The organism is Arthrobacter sp. BPSS-3 (assembly GCF_044628475.1).
GTDB lineage: Bacteria > Actinomycetota > Actinomycetes > Actinomycetales > Micrococcaceae > Arthrobacter.
In genome coordinates, this window is the sequence record NZ_JBIMMV010000007.1 from 175,927 (window position 1) to 201,467 (window position 25,541).

A 25,541-nucleotide genomic window follows, 5' to 3' on the forward strand; every position below is an offset into this window, starting at 1 on the left:
CACAGACGCTACCGCAGGCAGGAGACGGCAGGGAGGGTTTTCACGATAAGCTTAGTAAGTGAACTTACTAAGCTGGATTCGGAGTCTAAACGGCCTGATTCAGCGCGGGTCCCTGCGGGAATATCGCCCGCGTGATCCCGCCGGCGGTGGCCTCGGACAGCTGGGCCAGGTAGTCGTTGCGGCGCCGAGGCGTGATCCGGGATTCGGGCTCGAAGCCGCGGTCCGGGTCGTCGGCGTAGTGCGCGGTGAGACCGTCGCGCATCAGCCGGATGGCTTCGGCGCGCTGCTGGGATACCGCGGCGTGGGTGGAGCCGAGTTCCGCGGCGAGGTCCTTGACGGTCCGGTCGCCGAAGTAGATCTCCTCCACCACGTAGCGCATCCGCTCGGGCAGCGACTTCACGGCGGCGCGCAGGTATTGGAGCCGCTCGTCGGCCAGGACCGAGCTCTCCGGAGACAGCGTTTCGGCGGCCAGGGTGTCGACGACGGCGTCGTCCAGCGGGGTGAGGGTGCGCGAGGCATCCGCGAGCGCTGCCTCCACGACGCTTTGCTGGACACCGAGGGCCGCGGCGATCTCGTCGACGGTGGGGGTCCGTCCGAGGGCGGAGGCCAGGGTCTCCTGAACCGACATGGTCTCTTTGATCCGGCGGCGTGCCGAGCGCGTCGCCCAGTCAGAGGCACGCATCTCGTCGGCAAATGCGCCGAGGATGCGGCGGCGGGCGAACGCGCCGAAGGGAACCCCGAGCTCGGGGTCGAAGGAATCGGCCGAGGTAATCAGGGCTACGGCACCAGCCGACGCCAGGTCATCGCGCGAGAGGTGGGACGCCTTCGAGCACAAATCTGAGACGAGGTAGCCAACCAGCGGAAGGTGCTGAGTGACCATCTCGTTGCGTTCCACGCGATTCAATAGTGTGTCCCCCCATGAGACCGGTTCAGGAGCTGTAAAACAGCGGAAGCCGCATCCCCAAACGGCCCCGTGCTCCCCCCATGGGAGTCGGTCTTCGACGGTCGGGTGCAGCACCCAGATCGAAACCTATCACCTGATCCGGAATCTGCGTGTACCCTCAGGAAAAAGCTTGGCCGAAAATGCGGAAAGCCGTCATACGGCCGGGATGGCAAGGGAATGGGGCCCATGGGTGCGGGGGATCTTTCGGCGGCGCTGTGGCAGGAACGCCGGCAGCTTGAGCTGCTGTTGTTCCGGCTCGAAACGCAGCGCCTCCATCTGGCCGCCGGCAACCTCGCCTGGCTGAATTTCACCTCTTCCGAAATCGAAGCCGTGCTGGACCGGCTCCGCTTCGAGGCGCTGGCCCGCAACGTCGAATCCGCGGCCGTGGCCGGTGAGTGGGGCCTCCCGGCGCAGGCCACCTTAGTAGAGCTGATCGCCGCCGCGCCGCCCGGCGCCTGGCCCACGGTCCTTCAAGATCACCTCAACGGGTTGCGGGCCCTGCTCCGGCGGCTCGCCGCTGCCTCCGCAACGAACGAAACTGCACTCCTGGGGCTTGAACCGCCGGCGGCCGCGAGCGCCGAGGCGATGCTCGACCAGCTGACGCTGGCCGCCAACATCGAACGTGCCCTGACCATCACCCGGCGCGCCGCACAGCCGCTGATGGCCCAGTACCTCGGGGACGACGCGAACTCGCTCTAGCCGTTGGCTCCGGCAACGGGTTCGGCGTCGGATGCCGGTGTGGCGGGGTTGGACTGTGCCGGTGAGGCGGGGACCGGTGCGGACGGCACCGGCGTGGCGGGTGCGGGGCCCGGCGCGAGCAGGCCGCGCAGCGCGTCCTCGGTGCCGGACCCGTCGTCGGCTCCCGCTTGGGCGGCCGCGAGGTTCGCCGCGGCGATCGCCTCGATGACTTCACGGCGCTGGATCGGGACGCCGCGGGGTGCCTCGATGCCGATCCGGACGCCGTCGCCGCGGCCCTCCAGAACAGTGATGACGATGCCGTCGCCGATCATGATCTGTTCGCCCGGCTTGCGTGTGAGTACCAGCATGCTCTCAATCTACCCTTCGCTGCCGTCTGCGGCGGCCCATGGAAGCGGGTGACCGGCCGGCTTCCCGTCGATCCATCCCACCGGGATGTTCAGTGCCTCGACGGTTTCCGGCGAGGAGGTGTAGGCGGCGCCGACGACGGCCATGGCGTCGATCTCCAGCCGCGACCGGACCAGGTTGATCCAGCGGGCGGTGTCCGCGTTTTTCCGGCCGGCGTCCACCACCACCCAGACCTGGTCCGGGGAAAGGGCCGCGAGGGCCTGGAGCCGGGCCAGCGCGTGCCGGCCCTTGCCGAGGCCGAAGGCCGCGATGACCGTTTGTTCGGTTTCCACGGCGTGGGCGCGGGCCGCCGTCGCGCTCTGGCGTCCGTCGAGGTGCAGGTGGCCGTAGGCACTGAGCTCGCCCGCGGTGCGCACGTCCGCGCCGCCGGCGGCGATGGACATGTCCAGGGCCGTGTCGAGCGGGTCGTCGCCCAGGCCCACCAGGACCACGAGGTCTCCGGTGCCGCGCAGTGGGCCGGGAGCGGGGATGCGTCTTGGGGCCGCGGGTGCCTCGGACCGTTCCTCGGTCCGGCGGACATTTTCGGCCGGTTCGGCGGGGCCGAGCAGGCTCACGGCGGCGGTGCGGGCACCGGCTGTCGCGGCGCCCGGCGCGGTTCCGACGGGCGCGGTTCCGGCGGGCGCGGTTCCGGCGGGTGCGCCGGCCGGCTGCGGCGCCCGTGCGGGTGCCGGCGCGGCGGGGGCCGATGGCGGTTGCAGCCCGGAGCCGAGCTGGTTCAGCAGTTCGGCGAAGCCGGGCGTCTCGGTGGACAGCGCCGGCTGGGCCGGGCGGTGCATGGTCATCTCGGCGGCATCTGCCTCGGCCAGCAGGGCCGCGATGGCGTCGCCCTGCAGGGCGTGGCCGGGGGCGGATACCCGGGCCTGCTCGCCGGGGGCGGTAGCAGAAGCGGCGGGCCCCGGGGGGGCGCCCCCCGGCGGGGCCGGCGTGGCGGAGGCGGCGGGGTCGGTCTTCGCTGCCCGGCCGGCCTTGGCCGCCTTGGCGGCCTTGCGGCGGGATTTGCGGCCGGGCTCGTCGGCAGCCGGGGCGGACGGGGTCGGTGCAGGCGCCGTCGACGCCGGCTGAGGTACAGCGGCCGGGGCGCCCGGCATGGACGGAGCGGCCGGCACCGACGGCGAGGACGGATCGGACGCCGGCGCCGGGGCCGCCGGGACACCGTCGCCTCCGGTAGCCGGCGTGCCATCGCCGTCGGCGTTCAGCACGTCGGCGTCGGGCACCACCTCACCCGTGACAACGTCGTGCCGCGGCTGCAGCTCGACCACCGCCTCGTAGCGGTTGGCCGCGAACATTCCCGCGATGCCCGGGCTGATGACGCGTTCGGCCGAGACGATCCGCGCCGCGGGACCGTACTGGGCCCGGGCCTTGGCCTGGATCTCCTCGAGCGAGGCTCCCTTAAGCCGATAGCGGTTCGGCATGGCGCACGACTCCTACGGTCTCGATCCGGACGTTGGCGGAGGTGACCTCCCGGTAGGAGAGCACCGGGAGGGACCCGGGCTGGGCGCCCATCAGCCGGTGGATGGCCGGGCGGAGGGCGGGGGCGCAGACCAGCACGGGCTGCCGGTTGGCAGCCGCCGCGGAGTCCATGGCGTTCTGGACCGAGCGGAGCACGGCGTCGAGGCGGTCCTGGCCCATGACGATCTGGCTGCCGCCTTCGGCGGGGCGCATGTCCTCGAGCATGGACTGCTCCAGCAGCGGGTCGATCATGATCACGTTGAGCACCGGGCCGTCCATGAAGCGGGCGGTGAGCGCGGGGCCCAGGGACTGGCGGGCCGCCTCGACGAGGGACTCCGGATCGGTGGAGACCTTGGCGCGTAGCGTGAGCGCCTCGTAGATCCGGGCGAGGTCGTTAATTGGGACCTGCTCGTCCAGCAGGCCCTGCAGGACCCGCTGCAGCTCGGCGAGGGAGAGCAGCGCGGGGGTGAGTTCCTCGACGGCGGACGGGCTCTGCTTCCGCACGCCCTCGGTGAGGACCCGGACGTCTTCGCGGGATAGCAGCCGGGCGGCGTTGGCCGTGACGATCGAGGACAGGTGGGTGACCAGGACGGAGACGCGGTCGATCACGGTGGCGCCGGTCATTTCCGCGTTGTGCCGCATCTCGGCGGGGATCCACTTGCCGGCCAGACCGAAGACCGGTTCGATCATCGCCACCCCCGGCAGGGATTCCAGGGAGTCGCCGAGGGCCAGCATCTGCCCGGCCGGAGCACTGCCCCTCCCGGCCTCCACGCCGGCGATGCGGATGGCGTAGGTGGCCGGGGGCAGGTCCACGCTGTCGCGGGTCCGCACGGGCGGGATGACCAGGCCCAGGTCCATGGCGATCTTGTGCCGGAGGGACCGGACCCTGGCCAGCAGGTCGTCGGAGGCGCCGGAGACCATGTCCACCAGGTCCGGGGCCAGCAGGATCTCCACGGGGTGGATCCGCATCTCCTCGAGCAGCTTCTCGTTCGGGTCCTGTTCGGGGGCGCTCAGCGCGGCGGCCTCTGCCTCGCTGGCCCGGGCGGCCTGCCGCTGCGCGGCGACGGTGCGGCGCGAGGCCAGCACCAGGCCGGCGCCCACCAGGATGAACGGCAGCGGCGGCATGCCGGGGATCAGCGCCATGGCCATCGCGGCCACGCCGGCGATCATCAGGGCGTTCGGGGACTGCAGCAGCTGGGTGGACGCGGTCCGGCCCATGTCCGCCTCGGCGTTGGACCGGGTCACGATCATGCCGGTGGAGACCGCCATCAGCAGCGCCGGGATCTGGGTGACCAGGCCGTCGCCCATGGTCAGAAGACCGTAGGTGCCCAGCGCGTCGCCGATCTGCTGGCCGCGCTGGAGCATGCCGATGGCGATGCCGCCAACGAAGTTGATGATGATAATGATGATGCCGGCGATCGCGTCGCCCTTGACGAACTTGGAGGCACCGTCCATGGCGCCGTAGAAGTCGGCCTCGGCGGAGACCTCGGCGCGGCGGGCGCGGGCCTGGGTGTCCGTGATGAGGCCGCCGTTGAGGTCGGCGTCGATGGCCATCTGCTTGCCGGGCATCGCGTCGAGGGTGAAGCGGGCCCCCACCTCGGCGACGCGCTCGGCGCCCTTGGTGACGACGACGAACTGGATGACCACCAGGATCAGGAAGACGACGGCGCCGATGATCATGGAGCCGCCCACGGTGACCTTGCCGAAGGCCTCGATGACCTGGCCGGCGTAGCCGTTGCCCAGCACCAGGCGGGTGGAGGCCACGTTCAGGCCCAGCCGGAACAGGGTGGCCACCAGCAGCAGCGAGGGGAAGACGGAGAAGTCCAGCGGCTTCTTCACGAACATGCTGGTCAGCAGCACCAGCAGCGCCAGCAGGATGTTGCAGACGATCAGGAAGTCGAGCAGCGGTGCCGGGACCGGGACCACCAGCAGGAGCACGATGCCCACGATGCCGATGGGCACCGCCAGCCGGGCGAGCCTGTTGTTCATGACGCGGTCCTTTCACTGGGGCGTGCGCAGCAACGAGGGTTCATAGTGTGGCTCCCGCCATCCGGTGCAGCCCGGCGGCGGAGCCACGGGCCTTGAGCGACATGACGAAGGCCAGGACGCCAGCGACGGCGTGGTAGAAATCGACCGGGATCTCCTGGCCCAGTTCGCAGGCGCCGTGCAGGGCCCGGGCCAGCGGGATGTCCTGCACCATCGGCACCCGCTTGTCCTCCGCTTCCTGGCGGATGCGGGCCGCGACGTGGCCGGCGCCCTTGGCCACCACGCGCGGGGCGGACTTGCCCGGCTCGTACTTGAGCGCGACGGCGACGTGCGTGGGGTTGACGAGCACGACGTCGGCGTCGCTGATCGCGGCGATCATGCGGTTCCGGCTCATCGCCAGCTGCCGTGCCCGGCGCTGGGAGCGGATCAGCGGGTCTCCCTCGCTGCTCTTGTTCTCGTCCTGGACTTCCTTCTTGGACATCCGGGTCTTCTTGCGGTTCCGGCGCATGACCACGAAGAAGTCCACCGCCGCCAGGCCGATGCCGGCGAAGACCGCGAACTGCACCAGCGAGGCGACGCCGCCGCCGGCCGCCGCGACGACGCCGGAGACCGGCAGGCCGCCGGCGGTCAGCAGCACCGGGATCAGCCCCTGCACCACGGAGTAGAGCACCAGCCCGACGACGGCGACCTTGAGCAGCGCCTTCGCCCCGCCCCAGAGCGCCTGGGTGCCGAAGCTGCGCTTGAGCCCGTTGAGCAGGTTGAAGTTTTCGAAGTCGACCTTGAACTTCTTGACGTGGATGCCGCCCTGAAGGGCGGAGCCGATCAGCACCGCAAGGAACACCACCACCAGCATCGGGGTGATGATGCCCGTGACGGAGCCGAGTCCGTCGGTGAGGGCCTTCAGCGCCTTCGCCGGGTCCGGGTCCGCCATGACGGACCGGACGCTGAAGAGCTGGTCCACGGCAGAGTTGGCGCCGCTCTGGATGGTGGCGGGGATCATCACCGCGGCCGCGCCGACGGCCAGCCAGGCGGTGAGGTCCTGCGAGCGGGACAGCTGGCCCTTGGACCGGACCTCCCGCATCCGTTTGTCGGTGGCTTGCTCGGTTTTCTCCTGTGAATCAGCCATCAGCCCACCCCCAGCACCGTCTTGGCGGCCTGCCCGGCCAGGGTGGACACGATCCGCGGCAGCGCCAGGAACAGGAAGGCGGCCAGCGAGAGGGTGAGCATGATCTTCAGCGGGAAGCCCAGCGAGAACGCGTTCAGCGCCGGCGCCACACGGGTCAGGAGGCCCAGTCCGACGTCGGCGAGGAACAGCACCACCAGCAGGGGCCCGGCAATCTGCACCGCGGCCAGGAACATCCCGGTCACGGCGGAGGTCATGGCCTGGACGGGCTGGGCGAGGTCGAGGCCGCCGGCCAGGGGCAGCGCCGTGAAGCTGCCGGTGAGTCCGGCGATGACCAGCTGGTAGCCGTCGGAGGCGAAGAGCAGGGCCAGGGCAGCCATCTGCAGCAGGCGGGTGAACTGCGCGCCGTTGACCATCATCTGCGGGTCGAACGCCTGGGCCATCTGGAAGCCGCTGAAGAGGTCGATCAGGCTGCCGGCGGACTGCACGGCGGCGAAGACCAGCAGCACCAGGAAGCCCAGGACCAGACCGGTGGCCAGCTCCAGGACCACGGCGGTGAAGAACCCCGCGGTGTCCTTGGCGGTGTAGCCGCCGGAGACGCGGCTGGTGACGGCCAGGCCGAGGCCCACGCCCAGCATCGACTTGATCCGCGCGGGGAAGGCCGCGTGCGCGAACGGCGGTGCCACCACCAGGAACGCGGTCATCCGGACACTCGCCAGGAGCAGGACTTCCAGCCAGGTCTGGTCGATCGGGATGCCCACCTCACATGCCCCCGAGCAGGCCGGGGATCTTGGCGAAGAGGTCGTTGGTGAAGGACACCATCTCGGTGATCATCCAGTGGCCGCAGACCAGCAGGGCCACGGCGACGGCGGCGAGCTTGGGCACGAAGGACAGCGTGGCTTCCTGCAGCTGGGTGATGGACTGCAGCAGCGAGATGGCGAGGCCCACCACGAGCGCGGTGACCAGCACCGGGGCGGAGAGCTTGGCGGCGACGATCATGGCCTGGAGGCAGATGTCCAGGACGGCGTTGGCGTTCATCCGGATCCCGCGTAGCTCTGGATCAGCGAGGTGATGATCAGGCCCCACCCGTCCACCAGGACGAACAGCAGGATCTTGAACGGCAGCGAGATCATGACCGGCGGCAACATCATCATGCCCATGGACATCAGGGCGGCGGAGACCACCAGGTCGATGACCAGGAACGGGATGAAGATGACGAAGCCGATGATGAAGGCCGCGCGCAGCTCGGAGATCATGAACGCCGGGATGAGGGTCTGCAGCGGCACCGCGTCCGGATTGGCGGGGTTCTCCATCCCCGCGGCCCGGGTCATTAGCGCGATGTCCTCCTCGCGGGTGTGCGCCAGCATGAAGTGCTGCAGCGGCACGGAACCGGCGCTGAGCGCGCCGTTGAAGTCGATGGTGCCGTTCAGGTAGGGCTGCACGCCGGTGGTGTTCATCTCGTTAATGACCGGCCACATGACGAAGATTGAGAGGAACAAGGCGAGCCCGGCCAGGACCTGGTTCGGCGGGATCGATGGCAGCGAGAGCGCGTTCCGGGTCATCGCCAGCACCACGAAGATCTTGGTGAAAGAGGTCATCATCAGCAGCAGCGCCGGTGCCACGGAGAGCAGCGTGATGCCGATCAGGGTCAGGACGGCGCTGGAGGGCTTCCCGTCCATGCCGTTGATCTCGATGTTGACGCTGCCGGTGTCAGGGCTCGCCGGGGCGGAGGGGGTTGCCGGGGGCGTCGGCGGCACCGGCGCGGCGTGGCCGGCGGCGGCGTTGAGCCACAGGATGAGGATGGCCAGGAGCACGGCGGCCAGGCCGAGGGCCAGGATTTTCTGGAAGCGGTCGACGGCGGCGGGTGCGGGCTGGAGCGTGGAGGACGTGAGCGGGCGGATCAATTGCGGCGTCCGCTCCTGAGCGCGGCGGCGGCCTGCTTCCAGGTCGATCCGGAGAGGATCGACCCGTGCAGCGGCGGGTGGGTGGTGCCCGGGGTGGGGCGGCCGGCGGCGGTGCGGGGGTGGCCGTCGCGGTGCATGGAGCTGCGGCGGGAGAGCGGGAGCTCCGCGGCGGGGACGCCGGGGACGGGAGCGGGCGCGGCGGTTGCGCCGGGCGCGGCCGTTGCGCCGGCGGCCCCCGTGGCTCCGGCGGCGCCGGTGGCGGCGAGGATCTGGGCGAAGGCGCCGGCGGCACCGCGGCGCGGTTCGGCGTCGGCCACCTCAGCCGGTTCCTCCGGGATCTCCCCGGTGTGCAGGACGTTGACGGCGTGGTCGGTGACGCCCAGCAGGAAGCGCTTCCCGCCGGCGTCGACCACCACCACGGAGGCGCGCTGGCCCACGCTCTGGCGGCTCACCACGCTCAGGGTGGCGTCAGCCCGGCGTCGTCCCGGGCCCTTGCCCAGGCGGCGCTGGAGCACCCAGATCAGGCCCAGCACCGCGCCCAGGGCTACGACTACCCGCAGCCCAAGGATCAGCGAGTCCATTCAGCTAAGTCCCTCGGCCACGTCGAGGATCCGGGTGATGCGCACGGCATAGTCCTGGTCCAGGACCACGACCTCCCCGTGGGCGATCAGGCGGCCGTTGAGCAGGACGTCGGCGGGGGCGCCGGCCGAGCGGTCAAGTTCGATGATCTTGCCCGGCTCGAGGGAGAGCACGTCCCGGACGGACATCCGGGTGCGGCCGATCTCCACGGTCAGGGCCATTTCGATGTTGTTGATGCGGCCCAGGCGGCCGGCCACGGTGTCGCCGCCGCCGAAGAGGTCGCCGCCGCGGTCCTGCCCGCCGCCGTGCTCGCGCAGGCGTACGGCGAACCAGGCGGCCGGGTTGGTGCCGTCGGAGAGTTCAAACACGGCCGTGTCCGGGTCCGTGAGCAGGCCGGAGGCATCCGATTCGCGCAGGTCGGAGAGCACCCCGGCGCCGAAGACCGAGCTGGCGGCCTCCATCGCGGGGCGGAGAACGTCGGTGACGGAGACGACGCCGCCGCGGCCGCCGGCCATCCCGCCCGCCGCCTCGTCCAGGAAGGTGCGGTCGCTGAGCATCAGGGCCAGGTCCGCGGTGACGGATCCGACGAAGGTAGCGGTGACGGCCTGCCGGGCGTACGCCGCGGCGGCCCGCGCCGGGACGAGGGCCGTTACCTTGAGGGCCACCGGGCTGGGCAGCTCCTCGACGAGCCGTTCCGCCGACGATTCGTGCTTGGTCAGGGTCATGCTCATTGGTGGTTCTCCTCGATGGTGACAATGACTGCAGCGGCCCGGGACCCGTTGCGGGCGGGGGCGGCCGTTGCCAGCCGCGTACCGTCCAGGGTCAGGTCAAAGGGCCGGTTTTCCAGGTGCGGGAGGGTCAGCACGTCGCCGACGGCGAGGCCCAGGACCTGGCTGGGGGTGACATAGGAGGTGGCGAGCCGGACGGAAAGTTCCACCGGGACCCGCTCCAGCTGGGAGCTGACCCTGGCGGCGGCGTCGCCGCGGTTGTCCGTGGGGTTGACCTTCTTCAAGCGGCCCAGCAGCAGCGCCGCCGGGACGGCCAGGGTGGCGGGAGCGCTGATGTTGCCGACGTTGATGATGAACGCGGCGACGATCATCAGCTCGCTCGGCGCGGCGGCCTGGGCGAACTGCGAGTTGTACTGGACGGTGTCCACCTTGATGGCTTCGCTCAGCAGCGGCCCCAGCGAGTAGCCGAGGTCCTCAAGGGCTTCATCCATCAGCCCCTTGACCAGCGCCTGCTCGATCTGGGTGAACTTCCGGTCCGGCATGGCCGTGTCCGTGGAGGCGCCCAGCATCCGGTTGATCCAGCCCAGGGCCGCGGGGGCGGGGAACTGGACCACCAGCTTGGAGTCCTGGGTGTCCACGGCGCAGAGCACCATGGCGGTCACCGCCGGCAGGGACGCGGCGTACTCGTCGTAGCTCTGCATCCGCACGTCCTCGAGCCGAACCACCGACTTGACGCGCACCTTGGCGGTCAACTGGGTGCCCCACTGCCGGGCGAAAGTCTCGAAGGCGAGCTCCAGGACCCTGCTGTGCTCACGCGCCAGCGTCGCGGGACGCCGGAAGTCATAGACGCTGACGGTCCGCTCCCGTGCCACTTCCCGTTCATCCATAACACTCACGGATGCCACTATCGGCAAGGGAACCGGGCCGGTAAGGCTGCGGCGGCGCCTATTTCTCGGTGAGTTTCAGTGCCTCGGGGATAAGTGCCCGGACGGTCTCCGGCTCGTTCGAGAGGACCACGATGTCCACGCGGCGGTTGCGTTCCATCAGCTCCGGCGTGGAGTCGTCGTTGACCTGGCGGGCCGAGCCGAACGCGACGGCGCCGATCCGCTCGGGCGGGATGCTGCCGCGGTCCACCATGAAGCGCAGCACGTTGACGGCGCGGGCGGAGGACAGCTCCCAGGTGGAGGGGTAGGCGGTGATGCCGTTGGCGGCGTGGCCCTCCACCATGATCTCCAGCCCGGCCGGGGCGAGGATGGGCGAGATGATTTTGAGGACCTGGGTGGCGCGGTCGGTCAGCTCGGGCCGGTCCGGGGCGAAGAAGGCCTGCGAACCGATCAGCTTCACGGTCAGCCCGCGCTGGTCGATCTGGAACTCGACGTTCTCGGTCAGTCCGGCGGCGGAGAGGCCGGCCTTCATCTTCTCCTGCAGGGCGCGCAGCCGGTCCACTTCCTTCTTGGCTTCCTCCAATTGCTGGGCCTGGTCCGCAGGGGCGGTCGCGGGAATGGACGGAGGCGTGGAGGCTGGGGCCGACGCCGGGCTGGAGGCGGCGGCGAAGGCCTCGAGGTTCTTGTCGACGAAGTCGGGCGGCACCACCGTGCCTTCCGCGGTGTCCACCGTCTGGGTGGCCACCGTTCCGAAGCCGGTGGCCAGGGAGTTGCGGAGCTTTTCGAACTTGTTCGCGTCCACGGTGGACATGGCGTAGAGCACGATGAAGAGGCACATCAGGACGGTGACCATGTCCATGTAGGAGGCCATCCAGCGTTCGTCGACGTGGTGTGCCTCGGGCTTCTTGCGCCCGCGACGGCGGGAACTCACGCCGCGTCGTCCAGGCTGGCGGCCAGCCCGTCGCCGCTGGGGGCCTTCTTGCCGGAGCCGGCGCTCTTGAGCTGGTGTTCGGGCACCATGGAGCGGAGCCGTTCGGCCAGCAGCAGGGGCTGGGCACCGGCCTGGACGGCCAGCATGCCCTCCATCACCAGGGTCATGCGTTCGATTTCCAGTTCGGAGAGCCGGGCCAGGCGGGAGCTGAAGGGCAGCCAGATGAAGTTCGCGGAGAGCAGGCCCCACAGGGTGGCGACAAAGGCCGCGGCGATCATGTGGCCGAGTTCGTCCGGCTTGGAGAGGTTCTCGAGGACGTGGGTCAGGGAGACGACGGTGCCGACGATGCCCACGGTCGGGGCGTAGCCGCCCAGGCTGGCGAAGAACTTCGAGGACGCATGGTCGCTGCGGGTCTTCGTGTCGATCTCGTCCTCCATCTGCACGCGGAGGTCTTCGGCGTCGGTGCCGTCGGCGATGTTCTGGAGGGCGCGGGCGAGGAACGGGTCCTTGAGGCTGGCGGCCTCCTCCTCGAGGGAGAGCAGGCCCTCCGCGCGGGCCTTCTCCGCGAAGCGGACCATCTGGTCGATGCTTTCCTGCGGTTTGGCGGTCTTGCCCATGAACATTGCCGGCACGGCTTTGAAGGCCTGGATGACGTCCTTGAGCGTGTTGCCGGCCAGGCCGACGGCCAGGGTGGCGCCGAACACCAGGACCATGGGCCCGGGCAGCAGCAGCGACGTGATGTTGCCGCCTTCGATGAACACCATGCTGATCACGGCACCGAAGGCGAGGAGTATTCCGATGATTGTTGCGGGATCCATGGGCTTACTTCCTCGGTGCTTCGGGGTCCGGCGAGCCGGCGTCGTCGTCCGTCTCCGCGTCCGGGACCAGGCTCAGCGGATAGCCGGTCACCGCGGGAAAGTCCCGGGCCTTGCTCAACACGTAGGCGCGGTAGTCGGCGATCAGTTCGACCACTTCGGCCAGGCTTTCCAGCACCACGTAGGCGGCGCCGTCGAGCGTGACCAGATGGGTATCCGGGCTCTCGTGGATCCGTTCAATCAGGTCCGGGTTGACCGCGAAGCGCGTTCCGTTGAGGCGTGTGACGACGATCATGGGCCGATTCTGCTTTGGGGACGGCCTGGCCGGGGCGGACAGGCGGGACGGGTGTTCTCCCTTCACTGTCGGCCGGCGGTGCCCGTTCGTTAGGCAGGGGCGTTCCCGGACCCCGCTCCCCCGGGCACTTATCCACCCGGCAGCCCGCGTTGCCCTGTCACCTACGGCTGTTATCCGGCCGGTGTGGCCGCGGTAAGTGACAGGGCAACGACGACGGCGGTGCTAGCGCTTGAGCTGGGTGAGCTCCTGCAGGACCTCATCCGAGGTGGTGATGATGCGGGCGTTGGCCTGGAAGCCGCGCTGGGCGACGATCAGGTTGGTGAACTCCTGGGAGAGGTCCACGTTGGACATTTCCAGGGAGCCGCCGGCAAGGGTGCCGACGCCGGGGTCCCCCGCCGCGCCGAGCTGGACGTTGCCGGAGTTGGCGGTGGCGACGTAGGAGGAACCGCCGGCCTTCTCCAGGCCGGCCGGGTTGGTGAACTTGGCCAGCGCGATCTTGGCGAGCACCTGCTTGGTGCCGTTGCTGAAGGACCCGATGAGGGATCCGTCGTTGCCGAGGGTGAAGGATTCGAGCTTGCCGACCGGCGCGCCGTCCTGGCCCGCGACGGTGAGGGAGTTCATCGTGGCGTAGCCCGAGACCTTGGAGAGGTCGATCTTCAGGCCGCCGGCGCTGGTCAGGGTTCCCCCCGAGGTCAGCTTCCCATCGGCGGAGAAGGTCATGGAACCGATGGAAGTGGCCCCATCCGCGACGTTCCACTTGCCTGCGGTCTTATCGAACGAGAAGTTCAGGGTCAGGGTGCTTTCGGCCCCGCTGGGGTCGTAGACCTTGACGACACGCTGGAGGGAGGTTCCATCTGCGGCGTCGCTGGGCAGGTTGCCGTCCAGCGTGACGGTCTTCGTGGGCGTCGCCACCATGGTGTTCGGGTTCAGCGTGATGTTGCCGATCGGACCGGCCGGATCCACGGTACCGCCGTTAGCGGTCCAGCCCTGCAGGATGCCGCCGTCGGGGCTGACAAGCTGGCTGTTGGCGTCGAAGGTCATGGACCCGGCGCGGGTGTAGAGCTGCTGGCCGCCCTTGTTCGTGATGAAGAAGCCATCGCCGGAGATCATCATGTCCGTGGCGCGGCCCGTGCTCTGCGAAGAACCCTGGGAGAAATTGGTGCTGACGCCTGCCACGCGGACGCCCAGGCCGATCTGCGCCGGGTTGCTGCCGCCGGTCTGGCCCTGCGGTGCGGAGGCACCCTGGGTCATCTGGGAGAGGGTGTCCTGGAACTGGGTGGTGGAGGACTTGAAGCCCGCCGTGTTGACGTTGGCAATGTTGTTGCCGGTGACGTCGAGCATGGTCTGGTGGGCACGGAGGCCGGAGATTCCGGAGTACAGCGAGCGGAGCATGGGAACTGCCTTTCTACGGGGAAGAGCTGATTAGGAGGCGGCGGGCGCCGTAATGCCGGAAATCGAATCGAGGGGAATGGAGAGGGTGCCAACCTTGACGGTCGGCACGCTGCCTGCGAAGGACACGGAGCCGGCGAGGCCGGTCCCGGTGGTGCCGTCGCTGAGGGTGTATTCAACGTTGTGACCCATCAGCTGTGCGGCGGCGGAGCGCATCTGCAGCGAGAACGCTTCCTTGCTGTTGGTGGTCATCTCGGTGGTCTTTTCCATCATGGAGAGCTGGATGGTCTGGCTCATCATCTGGTTGGTGTCCATCGGGGCGCTGGGGTTCTGGTTTTTCATCTGGGCCACCAGCAGCGTCATGAAGACATTGGCGTCCATGGTCTGGACGGGTGAGCGCACGGATGACGCCGGTGTGGAGGTTCCCCCGACAGCCTGCGGGGTGACCGGCTGAGGGGTAACGGACTGCGGGGTGATCGGCTGGATCGTCATGGGTCGCGTTCCTTCGTGTCAGGCGAGAATGTCGAGGGTGGTCTGGGGACCGTTCAGGATCCGGGCGGTGCGGAGCGAGGATTCGTCCGCCAGGTCGTCCCACCGGTGGCCCGGCCGGCGGGCGCCCGGGGTGTCCTGGCCTCCACCGGACCCATATCCGCTGCGGCCGGGGTCCTGTCCCCCGCCCAGCCAGGCGTCGGGCCGGTTTTGCTGGGCCCCGTCCTGGCCCCCTGCCGGCGGGCCGCTCTGGTTCGAGAGGTTCAGGCTGGCACCGAAGCCGGCGCCTGCGAGTTCCTTCCGCAGTTCCGGCAGGAGATTACGCACCGCCTCGCGGCCGGCCTCCGCCGGTGCGAACAGTTCGATTCTCACGCCGGCCGCGTCGATGTGGGCGCGGACGGTGAGCGGCCCCAGGTCCTCGGGGGAAACCTTCAGAGTCATGATGTGCTGCCCGGGCGCGGCCGCAGCGAGGGTGAAGAGCGGCTTGGCCAGCTGGGGCAGGAGCGGCGGCTGCGGCGCGGCGGGAGCGGGTGCTGCCGACGCCGGGACGGCGGACGGCGCGGCGGGGGCAGAGGCTGCACCGGCGAAGGCCGCAGCGGCCGAAGCGTCGACGGCGGGAGCAACGGCAACCGGCGTTCCGGAAGCGTCCTGTGCGGCGGGTGCGCCGGCGGCGGCAGCCGCCGCGGGAACCGGCTGCGCAGCCGACACTGCCGTGGCGAAGGCGGCCGGCACTGCCACGGATGCGGCGCCTGCCGGGGCCCCGGCGGGCGCGGCCGCGGCTACTCCTGCGGCGCCCACGACGCCGGTCCGGTCCTGACCCGCGACGAGGCTGGCTGTTCCGGTCTTTGGAAGGATGGTCCCGGCGGCAGGATCCGCGGCAACGGCTCCGGCGGCAGGGCTCTCCGGCTCGTGACCCGAGGCTGCGCCGCCGGGACGGGCACCTGCCGCCCCGGCGGCGTCAGCGGCTGGTGCGAACTGCTGAGCCGCAGAGGCCGCACCAGACGCTGTAGCGGCAAGCCCAGCGATGGGTTCGGCTGCCTGCCCTCCGGTTGCGGTGGGGCGTCCTGCCGGTGCTGCGGCCTGGCCAAGGGTGCGCGCGAGCGCCCCCGGCAGGCGGAGCGCGTCGGCGGCTACGGCTGTCGGGGCAGGCGAGGTGGCTGGCGTTTCCCCGCCGGCTGCGACGGCGGGCTGCGCGGCACGGGGATCAGCAGTCACAATGCCGGCAGTCGCCGGTCCGGTCAGATCAGGTGTGGCCGCAGCGGCCTGAGCCGCATCGGAAGACGTCGCACCGGCCTGCGAGGCCCCGGGCTGCGCGGCTACGGCCTGCGGAGAAGCGGGCTGCGCCGTGGCGGCAGCGGCAGAGGCTCCGGCACCAGCGCCGGCGGCCTCATCGCTCGGAGTGGAAGCGACGCCGCGGCGCGCAGTCTTGCCGGTCGCGTGGCCGGCGGCGTGCCCGTCCGGGCCGCCGTCGTGCCCGGAACGTGGTCCGGCGGCAGCCGGCGCCGGGCGCCCTGCCCCGGCGTCGTACGGGGCTTCCGGCTGGGACCTGCGCGTGGTGGCCCCGACGGCGTCGTTCAGGGCACTGCCAAAGCGTTCCCCCGTCCCCGCGGCGGCACGGGAACCCGACTGCGCGCCGCGGGCCGCGGCCGTCGTCTTCGTGAGGGCGGACGCCAGGTCCGCCGATACCGGGGCCTTCACGAGGCCGCCCCTGCCGGGACAATCCGGCGGATAGCGGTCAGGTTGGACTGCTGCTCCCAGGCGTCCCGGATCTGGATGGTCTTGCCGGGGACAGGCGCGTCGATCGCCTTGCCGTTGCCGAGGTAGATGGAGATGTGGTTGCCGCCGAAGCTGATCAGCAGGTCACCCGGCTTGGCCTGGGCCAGGGATGCCACCGGGGTGCCCACCTTCATCTGGTCGCTGACGACGCGGGGAATGTCAATGCCCAGGTCCTTGAAGACTCGCTGGGTGAACCCGGAGCAGTCCATGCCCGTGGCCGGGTTGGTCCCGCCCCAGACGTACGGCACGCCGATGTACTTCTTGGCCATGGCGACGACGTCGGTGCCGGTGGCGCTGCCGGGAGCGACCGGCGCTGCTGCGGGCGTGGTCGGGAGGGCCAGTCCGGTCAGGGCGCCCAGGCCCAGCCCCGGGGCCGCCCCGGTCAGGGAGGACAGGTCGGTCTGAGTGGTGCCGCCGGTGCCGCCGAGGGCCGCCGTGAGCGCGTCGGTAAACGCGGCGGAGTTTGCGGTTCCGGTGCCAGCGGCCAGCGTCGACACGGCCGAGGCCTTCTGTGCCGCGGCGGTGCTCTGCGCGGTCTGCGCGGGACGGGTCAGTTCCGCGATCATCGATTGGATGCCCTGCATCCGGCCCAGGGCCTCAGCCATGCTCATGAGCGCACCTGCTGTTCGTCCCGGTGCCAGATGATGGAGGAAATCTCGTCCAGGGCGGACTGTTCGGCGCGGAGCTCCTCGGAGGCGACCTCGGCGTGGTGCCGGGCGGCCAGCTTCTCCAGGCCCACCGAGCGGGTGCGCGCGGCGATGAACTCCTCGCGTGCTGCGGTCTCGTCGGCTTCGGCCATGCGGCTGAGGGTCTGCAGGTCCGCCAGCATGCTGTGCGACGCCGAGCGGGCCGCAGCGACGGCGCGCATCGACGCCGAGCTGACGATGTCCGGGTCAGTGTCCGCCAACTGGCGGCGGGCCGAGGCTTCCCGGGCGCGCGCAGAGGTGGACCGTGACCGGGCGCGGGCCAGGCCGGAGGCGGCCTGGTCCTGCTGGATTTGGCGCAGGCGCAACAACCCGGCCAGAGAGAATTGCCGGCTCATGCTGCGGCTCCCAGGATCGACGTGAGGTGGCCCAGCTGGCGCCAGGACTCGGGGTGGGGGGTTGACTCTTCCATCGGCTGCTGCAGGAACGCGGCTACGGCGTCTTCGTTGGCCAGTGCCGCGTCCACGAGCGGGTTGGTGCCTGACTGGTAGGCGCCGACGTCAATCAGGTCCTGCGCGGACTTGCGGGCCGCCATGACCTTGCGCAGGGCTGCGGCGGCCGCCAGGTGGGGCCTTGCGTTGACCTTGGACGCGACGCGGGAGACGGAGCCGAGCACGTCCACGGACGGGAAGTGACCGGTCACGGCGAGCTTGCGGTCGAGCACCACGTGCCCGTCCAGGATGGAGCGGGCCGCGTCGGCGATCGGTTCGTTGTGGTCGTCGCCGTCCACCAGGACCGTGTAGATCCCGGTCACGGACCCGGTTTCGGCGGTGCCGGCACGCTCCAGCAGGCGGGCCAGGATGGAGAAGGTCGACGGCGGGTAGCCGCGGGTGGCGGGTGGTTCGCCGGCGGAGAGGCCGATCTCGCGCTGGGCCATGGCGACACGGGTGAGCGAGTCCATCATCAGCACCACGTCCTGCCCGGCGTCGCGGAAGGACTCCGCGATCCGGGTGGCGGTGAACGCGGCGCGCATGCGCATCAGAGCCGGCTCGTCGGAGGTGGCGACCACGACGACGGAGCGGGCCAGGCCTTCGGGGCCGAGGTCGTCCTCGAGGAATTCGCGGACTTCACGGCCGCGCTCCCCCACCAGGGCGATCACGGACACCTGGGCGTCGGTGCCCCGGGCGATCATGGAGAGCAGCGAGGACTTGCCGACGCCGGAGCCGGCGAAGAGGCCCATGCGCTGGCCCTTGCCCAGGGTGGTCATGGTATCCAGGACCCGCACCCCGGTCTGCAGCGGGGTGTCGATCCGGGCGCGCTTCATGGCGTTGGGCGCCTCGTTGTCGATCGGCACGCGGGGGCCGCTGAGCAGCGGTCCCTTGTCGTCGATCGGCCGGCCCAGGCCGTCGACGACGCGGCCGAAGAGCCCCGGGCCGGTAGGCACCAGGACGTTGCCGCCCTTGGCACGGACCGGGTCCCCGGCGGCGATGCCGGCAAGCCGTCCCAGCGGCATGCAGCGCACGGAGCCGTCCAGGGCGGCGACCACCTCGGCGTCGAGCCCGGGGTGTTCGCCCACCGTGAGCAGGTCACCGAGCGCACAGTCCAGGCCGGAGACCTCCAGGCCCAGGCCCATGACGGAGGTGACGATGCCGACGCGCTGCGGGGCGGCAGCGGCGAGGGCGGCTTCGAAGTCCGCGGCGCGGGGCCGCCACAGGGTTTTCACGGCCGGCCTCCCGGGGCGGGAGGGGCAGCGGGGTATTGGTGGTCGTCGAGCAGGGCAGCCTTGGCCCGGGCCAAGGCGGTGCCGAGGCTGGCGTCGAGCCAGCCCTGCTGGTATTCGACCTTGGCGTCGCCGCGCTGCAGGGACGGGTCCGCCACGAGCGGCAGCCCGCCGGGTTCGTCCTGCCCCTCGCGGCGCAGGACTTCGATGTCGGCCGGGTGCAGCCGGATGGCCAGCACGGTGGCGGCGTCGGACCCGGAGAGGGCACGGGCCAGCGCGGCCCGGGCCGTCCGGGTGCCCTCGGCGAGTTCATAGCCGAGGATGGCCTCGGCCAGTTCCAGGGCGGTGCGCGCCAGGACCTCTTCCGCGTCGTGCAGGGCCTGGACGTTGCGGTGGGCGAAGTCAGTACGGGCGACGGCCAGGGCGCGGACGGCCCGGTCCAGGTCCTGCTGCCCGGCGGCCAGTGAGGCTGCCTGTTCGGCGGCCATCCGGTCACGCCAGCGGCGCTGTTCCTTGGCGGCCGCGCGGACGCCGGCGGCGTACCCGGCGGCGTGGCCCTCGGTGTAGCCGGCCTGTTCGTTGGCGGGGCCGGTGGAGCGCAGCGACGGGAAGACGATCCGGGCAGGGGCCTCCCCCGCGGCGCCCGCCGTCGTCGCGCCCGCGGCGCTCCGCCCGTCAGTAAACATAGTCCTCTTCGTCCCCGCGGTGGATGACGATCTGGCCCTCGTCGACGAGCTCCCGGATGGCGCGGACGACGGCGGCGCGCGCCTCCTCGATCTGCGACGCGCGGAGCGGGCCGAGGGCTGCCATCTCGGATTCGAGGATCTCCAGGTTGCGGCCGGAGACGTTGGTGGTAATGGTTTCCAGAACCTGCTCGGTGGCACCCTTCATGGCCACGGCCAGGACGGAAGCGTCCAGGCCGCGGAGCACCAGCTGCACGTCACGGCGTTCCAGTTTGATGATGTCGTCGAAGGTGACCATCTGCGCGCGGATCTCCACGGCCAGGTCCGGGTCCAGCAGATCGAGGCCGTCCAGGACCGAGCGTTCGGTGCCGGCGTCGGTCCGGTTGATGATTTCCAGCAGCGGCTGGATGCCGCCCACCACCTTGGAGGCCTGCTGCGAGACGGCCGCGCCGCCGCGGAGCTTCAGGGTGTCGGCGACGATACCGATGGCCTCGGGTGCGCCGGAGCCCATGGTGGCGATGCTGAGGGCGACGTCGGCGCGCAGCGAGCCGGGCAATCCGGACATCACTGCGGAGGCCTTGCGGGGGCTCAGGTGCGCCAGGACCAGGGCGATAGTCTGCGGCAGTTCGCCGTCGATAAGGGCCAGGATCTGCACGGGCTCGATGTCCTCGAGGAACTCGAAGGACTTCCCGGCCATGTTCACGGTCAGGCGGTTGATCAAGCCGGCGGCCTTCTCCGAACCGAAGGAGGCCTCCAGCAGGCCCTCGGCCAGTTCCCGGCCGCCGCGGGCGGAGCGCGGGCTGCTCAGGGCAGTCTCGTGGAAGTCCTTCATGATCTTCTCGGCGGTCTCCGGGTCCACCTTGCGGAGCCGGACGATCTCCGCGGCGATCTCCTCGGCCTCCATGTCGGTCAGCTGGGCCATCACCAAGGCCGCGTTGGTGGGGCTCATCTGCATCAGGACGACGGCGGCGCGCTGCGTGCCGGTCAGGGCCTCACCGGTTTTCACGCCGGCTGCCTGTCATCCATCAGGCCGCGCAGGTAGTCGGCGGCCTTCTCCGGGTTGTTGGCCACCATCGCGTCGATTTCCTGCATCCGGCGCTCGGCCTCGAGGACCTCCGGGGCCGGCGCGGGCAGCGGCAGGGGCTCCACCGGCCGGGCGATCAGCGGGATGGCGGAGGTGGCCGGTGCGGGATCGAGCGCGGTGACGGTGGGGACCGGAGGGAGCAGGTCCAGGCGTTCGCCCAGGTCCACCGGTTCCCGCTTCTGGCGGCGGCGCAGGATGATCGTGATGATCAGGGCCAGGATCAACAGGCCCAGCAGGATGCTGCCGGCGGTGACGAGGGTGCCGAAGAACGCCTGCTGCTTCTGCGCCTCGATCTCGGCCTTGGCTGCATCCAGGGAGGCGTTGGCCTGGTCGGCGGCCGCTGTGCTGAACGGGATGACCTCGACGGTGACGACGTCGCCGCGGTTCTTGTCGACGCCGGCAGCGGAGGTGACCAGGGCCGTGAGGGAGCCGATGTTCAGTCCGCCGGCGGCGGACTGGCTGACGGCCACGGAGATGGTCTGGCGTTTGATGGCTCCCGGCGGGATGGTCCGGTCCTCGGTGACCTTGTTGACGGCGTTGTTCTTGGTCTCCGTGGTGGAGTCGAAGTTGCCGTTGCCGCTGCTGCCGCCGGGCACGGAGATGTTGTCCGGGCCCAGAACGCCGGCGGCGCCTCCCCCGGTTCCGGTGTACTTCTCGGTCTTTGACGACTCGCTCAGCGGCAGGGCTCCGGCGGTGTTGGAGAAGGTCTCACTCTTCTGCTGTGCGGATTCTCCGGTGACGTCCGCGGCGACGGCCACGGTGGAGTTGCCCGGGCCCACCACGCGGTCCAGGACGGCGCGGACGGCGTCGCCGGTGCGCTGCTGATAGTCCGTCGCCTGTTTGGAGGAGCTGCCCGCCGTCGTGCCGCCGACCGTGGACAGGACGTTGCCCTGGGAGTCCACGACAGAGACGTTGGAGGGCTTGAGGTTTTCAATCGCGGCGGAGGTCAGGTGGACGATCGCCTGGACCTTGTCGCTGGAGAGGGTCACGCCGGGGGCGGTCTCGATGAAGACGGAAGCGGTGGTGTCCGGAGTCTTGGAGACGAAGACGGTCTTCTCGGGGATGGCCAGCCGGACGGCGGCGGTCTTCACGCCCTCCATGGCGCCGATGGTGCTGGCGAGTTCGCCTTCGAGGGCGCGCTTGTAGGTGACCGACTGCTGGAACTCCGAGGACGTGACGCCCATCTTGTCCAGCAGCGAGTAGCCCGTTGCGGCTGCGGTGGGCAGGCCCGCGGAGGCTGCCTTCAGCCGCTCGTCGTAGACCTTTTCCTGCGGCACCAGGACGGTGGCGCCGCCGTCGCTGAGTTCGTAGGGGACGCCGTCCTTTTTCAGCTGGTCGACGATCGCGCTGGCGTCGGCGCTCTTCAGGCCGGAGAACAGCGGCGTCATGGAAGGCTTGGACAGCCAGGCCGAGAGCGCCACGATGCCGACCACCAGGAGGGCAGCGCCGATGACGGCCAGGGTGCGCTGGCCGGTGGTGAAGCTTTTGAGTCCGTTGCCGAAGCGCTGGAAGAAGATGGTGATCTGCGGAGGCATCAGGCCTGCATCCTCATGATCTCGTTGAACGCGTCAACGCCCTTGTTGCGGAGAGAGGCGACCAGCTCCAGGGTGACCTGGGCGCGGGTGGCGGCGATGGTGGCGTCCTGGATGTCGTTGAGGTTGCCGGTGACGGCGGAGACGGCCAGCTGGTTCGACGTCGACTGCAGTTGCTGGAGGTTATCGACGGCGCCGGTGAGGGACGCCGCGAAGCCGGAACCGTCCGTGCCGGAGACGGCCGAGGCTCCGCCCACGTAGTCCGTGGGCATGACGCCCTGGACCGGGGCGATGGGGGAAACGGGCATCAGGATCGTCCAATCTCAAGGGCAGCCATGTAGGTCTCACGGGCGCGGTCAACCACCTGGGCGTTGGCTTGGTAGCCGCGCTGGGCGACAATCAGGGAGCCCATCTGTTCGGCCATGTCGATGTCCGGGTATTTGACGTTGCCGTTGGCATCGGCGAGCGGATGGTCCGGTTGGTACACGATCCGGCCGGCGCCGCTGCCCAGGGGCGTGCTCTTGACGTAGACGCCCTGGCCGTCCGGGCTTTCGGACGCCTCCACATACTTCTGCTGGAAGGCGTTGCCGGAGGTGGCGGAGACATTGTTCATGTTCGCGAGGTTGTCCGACACGGCATCGAGCCACTTGCGGTGGACCGTGAGGGCGGAACCGGCGATGCCGATGGCGTCAAAGGTCATTAGTTGGTCCTCATTGCCGAACGGACGCCGCTGAATTCGTAGCCGATCGCACGGGACGCGAACTGGAAACGGAGCACGGTGTCAATGTTGGAAAGCGTCTCGGTATCCAGGTTCACGTTATTGCCGTTGAGCTGGGTGGGTTCCAGGGAGGACGCCGTGGTGGCCTGCACCCGGCCGTCGCCGGACTGCACTGACTGGGCCAGGGCATCCTCGAAGCTGACGCGCTGGGCGTGGTAGTTCGGCGTGTTGACGTTCGCGATGTTGTTCGCGATCGCGCGCTGGCGCTGGGACAACCCGTTAAGGGCGCTGGCCAGGGCGGCGGAAGTCACGGATTCGAGCACAGAGTCCTGCCTGGGAAAGGGTGGGGCTTGGCCGATCCGTGGCCGGGAAACGAGCGATCCGTGCTCTTACTGTGGTTATCGGCACAGCTCAGGGCCGCGTTAGGGAAATTTGAAACAACTTTTTCGGGAGGGTTTTGCCGAATGCCGGCGACAGGAACTATCCCCGGAAATCAGCCCTGAACGTCGAGGTAGACGGCCCGCGACGGGGAGCTCAGGCTCGGGACGGTGCTGAGCGCGTGGAGCTGGCGGGAAACGTCCTGTTTGGCCGCCTCCAGGCGTTTGGCGACGCGCTCCTGCGCTGCGGAGAGGGCCATGGCGCGGCGCCGGGCCTCGGGAGGCAGTGGTCCGCTGAGCACCGGCGGGCTCCAGCGTTGCACGGGCAGCGCTGACTCCGGCTGGTGCAGCGGCGCCGAGAGCGGCCCGAGCGGATCGTTCAAGGTTCTCTCCGCGGCATTCACGGCCATTTCCAGGACGTCCAGCACCAGGAGCCATGCGGCGGCTGCGGGATCATCGGTGTGCTCGGCGAGCTGGTCCTCCCCCCGGGACTCTTGTTCAGCCAAAGCCCAGGCTCCCGCTTCCCGCTCCGGAGGAAGCAGCCCAGGAACCTGCGGCGGCGAACGTCGACGGCGCCGTGGCCTGGGTGGGCTGCGCGGCGGGGATCGCTGCGGCAGCCTCGTGCCAGGCCTGGCGGAGCGGTTCCAGGAGGTCGATAGCCTCACGGGTCAGCGCGGGGTTGCGCTGGATGTTGGCGTTGATCAACGCGGTGGAGGCGTAGTTGTAGAGGCCCAGCAGACCGTCGGCGCCGTCCCAGGCGTCGGTGTTGAGAGAGGAGGAGAGCTCGGTGATGATGGCCTGGGCGTGGATGAGGTTCTCGGAGGCGAGGGACCAATCGGCCGTCTGCTGCGCGGCCTCGGCCCGGCCGAGATCGAGAAGGAGCCGGTCGTAGAGCATCGTCAGCAGCCGGGCGGGCGGGGCAGAGAGTACCGATTCGTTCAAGTACTGGTTCCGTTGAGCGGAATTGCCGTAGCCGCCGCTTCCGTAGGAGGGGTTTCCCATGAAGGGGGTGGTCATTCTTACTTGCTCCCTGCGGAAAGGCTGGTCAATTGCGAGGTCAACCATGCCGACTGGGACTGCATGGTGCTAAGGGTGACTTCCAGGTTGGCGTAGGTCTGCTTGAGTGCGGCCTGCCGGTCGGAGAGCCGCTGGTCCCAGGTCGAGATCTGGTCCGCAAGGTCCTTGGATCGCGCCTGCTGACCGGTGATGTCCGTCGTCAGGGTTCCGTTGTACTTGTCGGAGGCGAGATTGGCGGCCGCCGCAACCCTGTTGGCCAATTCCTGGAAGTCGGCTTTCGTTTTGACGGGATCTGCTGCCAGTGCGGCGGTGAATTTCGCCGCATCGAATTGGAAGGAGCCGTCCTTTTGGATGCTGATGCCGAATTCGGACGGGGACCTGCCGCTGCTGCCCACCGGCATGGAGGCTGCGTTCACCAGGTTCTGGTTGACGTCCCGGACGGTGGCTTCACCGGTGAAAACTCCGCCGCTGACCTTGGGATTACCGCTGGAATCGGTGCTGTTGACCACCGCGCTCTGCGTGGAGATTGCGGCAAAAATCCCGTTCAGGGATGACACCAGGTTGGAGGCGACGGCGGAGATCCTGCTCGTGTCCTTGGCAACGGTGACCGTCACGGCATCGGTGGAGGCGGCGGTGACACTGACGGAGACCCCGGGCAGCAGGTTGGTGAACGTATTGGTCGGCGAGGTGATGGTCTGGGCGGCCGTTGTGTTGGCGTACAGGGTCACCTGGGCGTCCGTGGCGGTCTTGATTGATGTCAGAGTCGCGTCGGAGACGGTGAATCCGGCCGCGGTTCCGGTGGCGCCGGCGCTGAACTGCAGCCGGAACAGGGCGTTGCCGGAGGCGTCGACTTCGCCGGTGGCGATCTTGAGGACATTGACGCCGGCGGCGGAGTTGTTCACAGCGGTGGCGACGTCGTCCAAGGACGTGGAGGCCGCAATGATGGTCGTCGGCGTGCCGGCGGCGCTGGTAATGGTGAAGGTGTTGACCGGCCAGGTGGCGACCTTGTCGCTGACCGAGACCTGGGCCTGGGCGGTCGCACCCACCACCACGTCGATGGACCCGGCCGCGGCACCGGAAGCGGCAGTGGCGGTCACGGCCGCCGAGCTGCTGGTGGCGGAGAACAACTCCAGCGAGTCGGGCTTGCCGGCTGCCGTGGCCACGGTTGCGAGGGAGGCCACTTTACTGTTCAGGCCCTGGAGGGCGGAAATCATTGATTGAACCGATGACGACTGGTTCTTCAGTAGGGTCTGAGGGATAGCCTCGACCTGCATCAGCTGGCTGATGAGGGAGGTGGTATCCAGCCCACTGGCCAGGCCAGGAAGTGAGAGCCCCATGGATTGTCCTTCTGCCGTCGTCGATCAGTGCGTA

General features: G+C 69.7%; 30 protein-coding genes. 1 reads left to right on the forward strand and 29 read right to left on the reverse strand.

The features are described 5' to 3' along the window. Positions 1-85: 85 nt before the first annotated feature. Positions 86-904 carry a sigma-70 family RNA polymerase sigma factor gene (locus ACFVY3_RS12475; RefSeq protein ID WP_290258733.1) on the reverse strand — a complete coding sequence of 273 codons (819 nt, stop codon included), beginning with the start codon at positions 902-904 and terminating at the stop codon, positions 86-88. A gap of 216 nt (positions 905-1,120) precedes the next feature. Between ACFVY3_RS12475 and flgN the strand changes: the two genes are divergently transcribed. Then, entirely contained in the window at positions 1,121-1,642 is a 522-nt protein-coding gene (gene flgN, locus ACFVY3_RS12480; protein WP_400159954.1) for a flagellar export chaperone FlgN, read from the forward strand. On the opposite strand, the gene ACFVY3_RS12485 is transcribed toward flgN, so the two are convergent. From ACFVY3_RS12485 to fliD, 28 genes are all read right to left on the reverse strand, one after another. After that, positions 1,639-1,989, reverse strand: coding sequence for a carbon storage regulator (locus tag ACFVY3_RS12485; protein ID WP_400159955.1), 351 nt, complete (start codon positions 1,987-1,989; stop codon positions 1,639-1,641). The two genes, flgN and ACFVY3_RS12485, sit on opposite strands and share 4 nt — an antisense overlap. Before the next feature lie 9 nt (positions 1,990-1,998). Then, a complete protein-coding gene (locus ACFVY3_RS12490) occupies positions 1,999-3,459 on the reverse strand; it encodes a hypothetical protein (RefSeq protein WP_400159956.1) in 1,461 nt (486 codons plus the stop codon). Continuing rightward, a complete protein-coding gene (locus ACFVY3_RS12495; protein ID WP_377973073.1) occupies positions 3,437-5,485 on the reverse strand; it encodes a flagellar biosynthesis protein FlhA in 2,049 nt (682 codons plus the stop codon). The genes ACFVY3_RS12490 and ACFVY3_RS12495 overlap by 23 nt, the downstream gene beginning before the upstream one ends. 40 nt (positions 5,486-5,525) lie before the next feature. Then, complete coding sequence (locus ACFVY3_RS12500; RefSeq protein ID WP_364138786.1) at positions 5,526-6,608, reverse strand: EscU/YscU/HrcU family type III secretion system export apparatus switch protein; 1,083 nt, start codon at positions 6,606-6,608, stop codon at positions 5,526-5,528. Then, positions 6,608-7,366: a flagellar biosynthetic protein FliR gene (locus ACFVY3_RS12505; RefSeq protein WP_400159957.1), complete on the reverse strand. Its 759-nt coding sequence runs from the start codon at positions 7,364-7,366 to the stop codon at positions 6,608-6,610. The genes ACFVY3_RS12500 and ACFVY3_RS12505 overlap by 1 nt, the downstream gene beginning before the upstream one ends. Before the next feature lies 1 nt (position 7,367). Then, on the reverse strand, positions 7,368-7,643 hold the full coding sequence (gene fliQ / locus ACFVY3_RS12510) for a flagellar biosynthesis protein FliQ (RefSeq protein ID WP_290258740.1): 276 nt from the start codon (positions 7,641-7,643) through the stop codon (positions 7,368-7,370). Beyond that, positions 7,640-8,509: a flagellar type III secretion system pore protein FliP gene (gene fliP, locus ACFVY3_RS12515; protein ID WP_400159958.1), complete on the reverse strand. Its 870-nt coding sequence runs from the start codon at positions 8,507-8,509 to the stop codon at positions 7,640-7,642. Before fliP ends, fliQ begins: the two co-directional genes overlap by 4 nt. Next, entirely contained in the window at positions 8,506-9,090 is a 585-nt protein-coding gene (gene fliO, locus ACFVY3_RS12520) for a flagellar biosynthetic protein FliO (RefSeq protein ID WP_400159959.1), read from the reverse strand. The genes fliP and fliO overlap by 4 nt, the downstream gene beginning before the upstream one ends. After that, positions 9,091-9,819 (reverse strand): flagellar motor switch protein FliN, encoded by a 729-nt coding sequence (gene fliN, locus ACFVY3_RS12525; RefSeq protein ID WP_290258742.1) that lies wholly within the window; start codon positions 9,817-9,819, stop codon positions 9,091-9,093. Further along, the gene (locus tag ACFVY3_RS12530; protein WP_400159998.1) at positions 9,816-10,703 is read right to left on the reverse strand and encodes a flagellar motor switch protein FliM; all 888 of its coding nucleotides are present in this window, start codon (positions 10,701-10,703) and stop codon (positions 9,816-9,818) included. Before ACFVY3_RS12530 ends, fliN begins: the two co-directional genes overlap by 4 nt. A gap of 58 nt (positions 10,704-10,761) precedes the next feature. Beyond that, positions 10,762-11,631, reverse strand: a complete 870-nt coding sequence (locus ACFVY3_RS12535) for a flagellar motor protein MotB (RefSeq protein ID WP_400159960.1) — start codon at positions 11,629-11,631, stop codon at positions 10,762-10,764. Next, the gene (locus tag ACFVY3_RS12540; RefSeq protein ID WP_290258745.1) at positions 11,628-12,449 is read right to left on the reverse strand and encodes a motility protein A; all 822 of its coding nucleotides are present in this window, start codon (positions 12,447-12,449) and stop codon (positions 11,628-11,630) included. Before ACFVY3_RS12540 ends, ACFVY3_RS12535 begins: the two co-directional genes overlap by 4 nt. A 4-nt stretch (positions 12,450-12,453) precedes the next feature. After that, a complete protein-coding gene (locus tag ACFVY3_RS12545; protein WP_290258747.1) occupies positions 12,454-12,741 on the reverse strand; it encodes a flagellar FlbD family protein in 288 nt (95 codons plus the stop codon). Positions 12,742-12,963: 222 nt separating this feature from the next. Further along, positions 12,964-14,133: a flagellar hook protein FlgE gene (locus ACFVY3_RS12550; protein WP_400159961.1), complete on the reverse strand. Its 1,170-nt coding sequence runs from the start codon at positions 14,131-14,133 to the stop codon at positions 12,964-12,966. A gap of 30 nt (positions 14,134-14,163) precedes the next feature. Then, positions 14,164-14,622: a flagellar hook assembly protein FlgD gene (locus ACFVY3_RS12555; protein ID WP_400159962.1), complete on the reverse strand. Its 459-nt coding sequence runs from the start codon at positions 14,620-14,622 to the stop codon at positions 14,164-14,166. An 18-nt stretch (positions 14,623-14,640) separates the two neighbouring features. After that, positions 14,641-16,317: a flagellar hook-length control protein FliK gene (locus ACFVY3_RS12560; RefSeq protein WP_400159963.1), complete on the reverse strand. Its 1,677-nt coding sequence runs from the start codon at positions 16,315-16,317 to the stop codon at positions 14,641-14,643. Then, positions 16,314-17,006 carry a C40 family peptidase gene (locus tag ACFVY3_RS12565; protein WP_400159964.1) on the reverse strand — a complete coding sequence of 231 codons (693 nt, stop codon included), beginning with the start codon at positions 17,004-17,006 and terminating at the stop codon, positions 16,314-16,316. Before ACFVY3_RS12565 ends, ACFVY3_RS12560 begins: the two co-directional genes overlap by 4 nt. Further along, a complete protein-coding gene (locus ACFVY3_RS12570) occupies positions 17,003-17,437 on the reverse strand; it encodes a flagellar FliJ family protein (RefSeq protein WP_400159965.1) in 435 nt (144 codons plus the stop codon). The genes ACFVY3_RS12565 and ACFVY3_RS12570 overlap by 4 nt, the downstream gene beginning before the upstream one ends. Continuing rightward, positions 17,434-18,762, reverse strand: a complete 1,329-nt coding sequence (locus ACFVY3_RS12575) for a FliI/YscN family ATPase (RefSeq protein WP_364138799.1) — start codon at positions 18,760-18,762, stop codon at positions 17,434-17,436. The genes ACFVY3_RS12570 and ACFVY3_RS12575 overlap by 4 nt, the downstream gene beginning before the upstream one ends. Continuing rightward, positions 18,759-19,445, reverse strand: coding sequence for a FliH/SctL family protein (locus ACFVY3_RS12580; protein WP_400159966.1), 687 nt, complete (start codon positions 19,443-19,445; stop codon positions 18,759-18,761). The genes ACFVY3_RS12575 and ACFVY3_RS12580 overlap by 4 nt, the downstream gene beginning before the upstream one ends. After that, positions 19,435-20,448, reverse strand: coding sequence for a flagellar motor switch protein FliG (gene fliG / locus ACFVY3_RS12585; protein WP_400159967.1), 1,014 nt, complete (start codon positions 20,446-20,448; stop codon positions 19,435-19,437). Before fliG ends, ACFVY3_RS12580 begins: the two co-directional genes overlap by 11 nt. Further along, positions 20,445-22,061 carry a flagellar basal-body MS-ring/collar protein FliF gene (gene fliF, locus ACFVY3_RS12590; RefSeq protein ID WP_400159968.1) on the reverse strand — a complete coding sequence of 539 codons (1,617 nt, stop codon included), beginning with the start codon at positions 22,059-22,061 and terminating at the stop codon, positions 20,445-20,447. The genes fliG and fliF overlap by 4 nt, the downstream gene beginning before the upstream one ends. Then, entirely contained in the window at positions 22,061-22,366 is a 306-nt protein-coding gene (fliE, locus tag ACFVY3_RS12595; RefSeq protein WP_290258759.1) for a flagellar hook-basal body complex protein FliE, read from the reverse strand. Before fliE ends, fliF begins: the two co-directional genes overlap by 1 nt. Continuing rightward, complete coding sequence (locus ACFVY3_RS12600) at positions 22,366-22,758, reverse strand: flagellar basal body rod protein FlgC (RefSeq protein ID WP_400159969.1); 393 nt, start codon at positions 22,756-22,758, stop codon at positions 22,366-22,368. Before ACFVY3_RS12600 ends, fliE begins: the two co-directional genes overlap by 1 nt. After that, positions 22,758-23,099, reverse strand: coding sequence for a flagellar basal body rod protein FlgB (flgB, locus tag ACFVY3_RS12605; protein ID WP_400159970.1), 342 nt, complete (start codon positions 23,097-23,099; stop codon positions 22,758-22,760). The genes ACFVY3_RS12600 and flgB overlap by 1 nt, the downstream gene beginning before the upstream one ends. A gap of 170 nt (positions 23,100-23,269) precedes the next feature. Then, a complete protein-coding gene (locus ACFVY3_RS12610; RefSeq protein WP_400159971.1) occupies positions 23,270-23,659 on the reverse strand; it encodes a hypothetical protein in 390 nt (129 codons plus the stop codon). Continuing rightward, a complete protein-coding gene (gene fliS, locus ACFVY3_RS12615) occupies positions 23,652-24,170 on the reverse strand; it encodes a flagellar export chaperone FliS (RefSeq protein WP_400159972.1) in 519 nt (172 codons plus the stop codon). The genes ACFVY3_RS12610 and fliS overlap by 8 nt, the downstream gene beginning before the upstream one ends. A 2-nt stretch (positions 24,171-24,172) precedes the next feature. Beyond that, positions 24,173-25,507 (reverse strand): flagellar filament capping protein FliD, encoded by a 1,335-nt coding sequence (fliD, locus tag ACFVY3_RS12620; RefSeq protein ID WP_400159973.1) that lies wholly within the window; start codon positions 25,505-25,507, stop codon positions 24,173-24,175. Between the last annotated feature and the right edge of the window lie 34 nt (positions 25,508-25,541).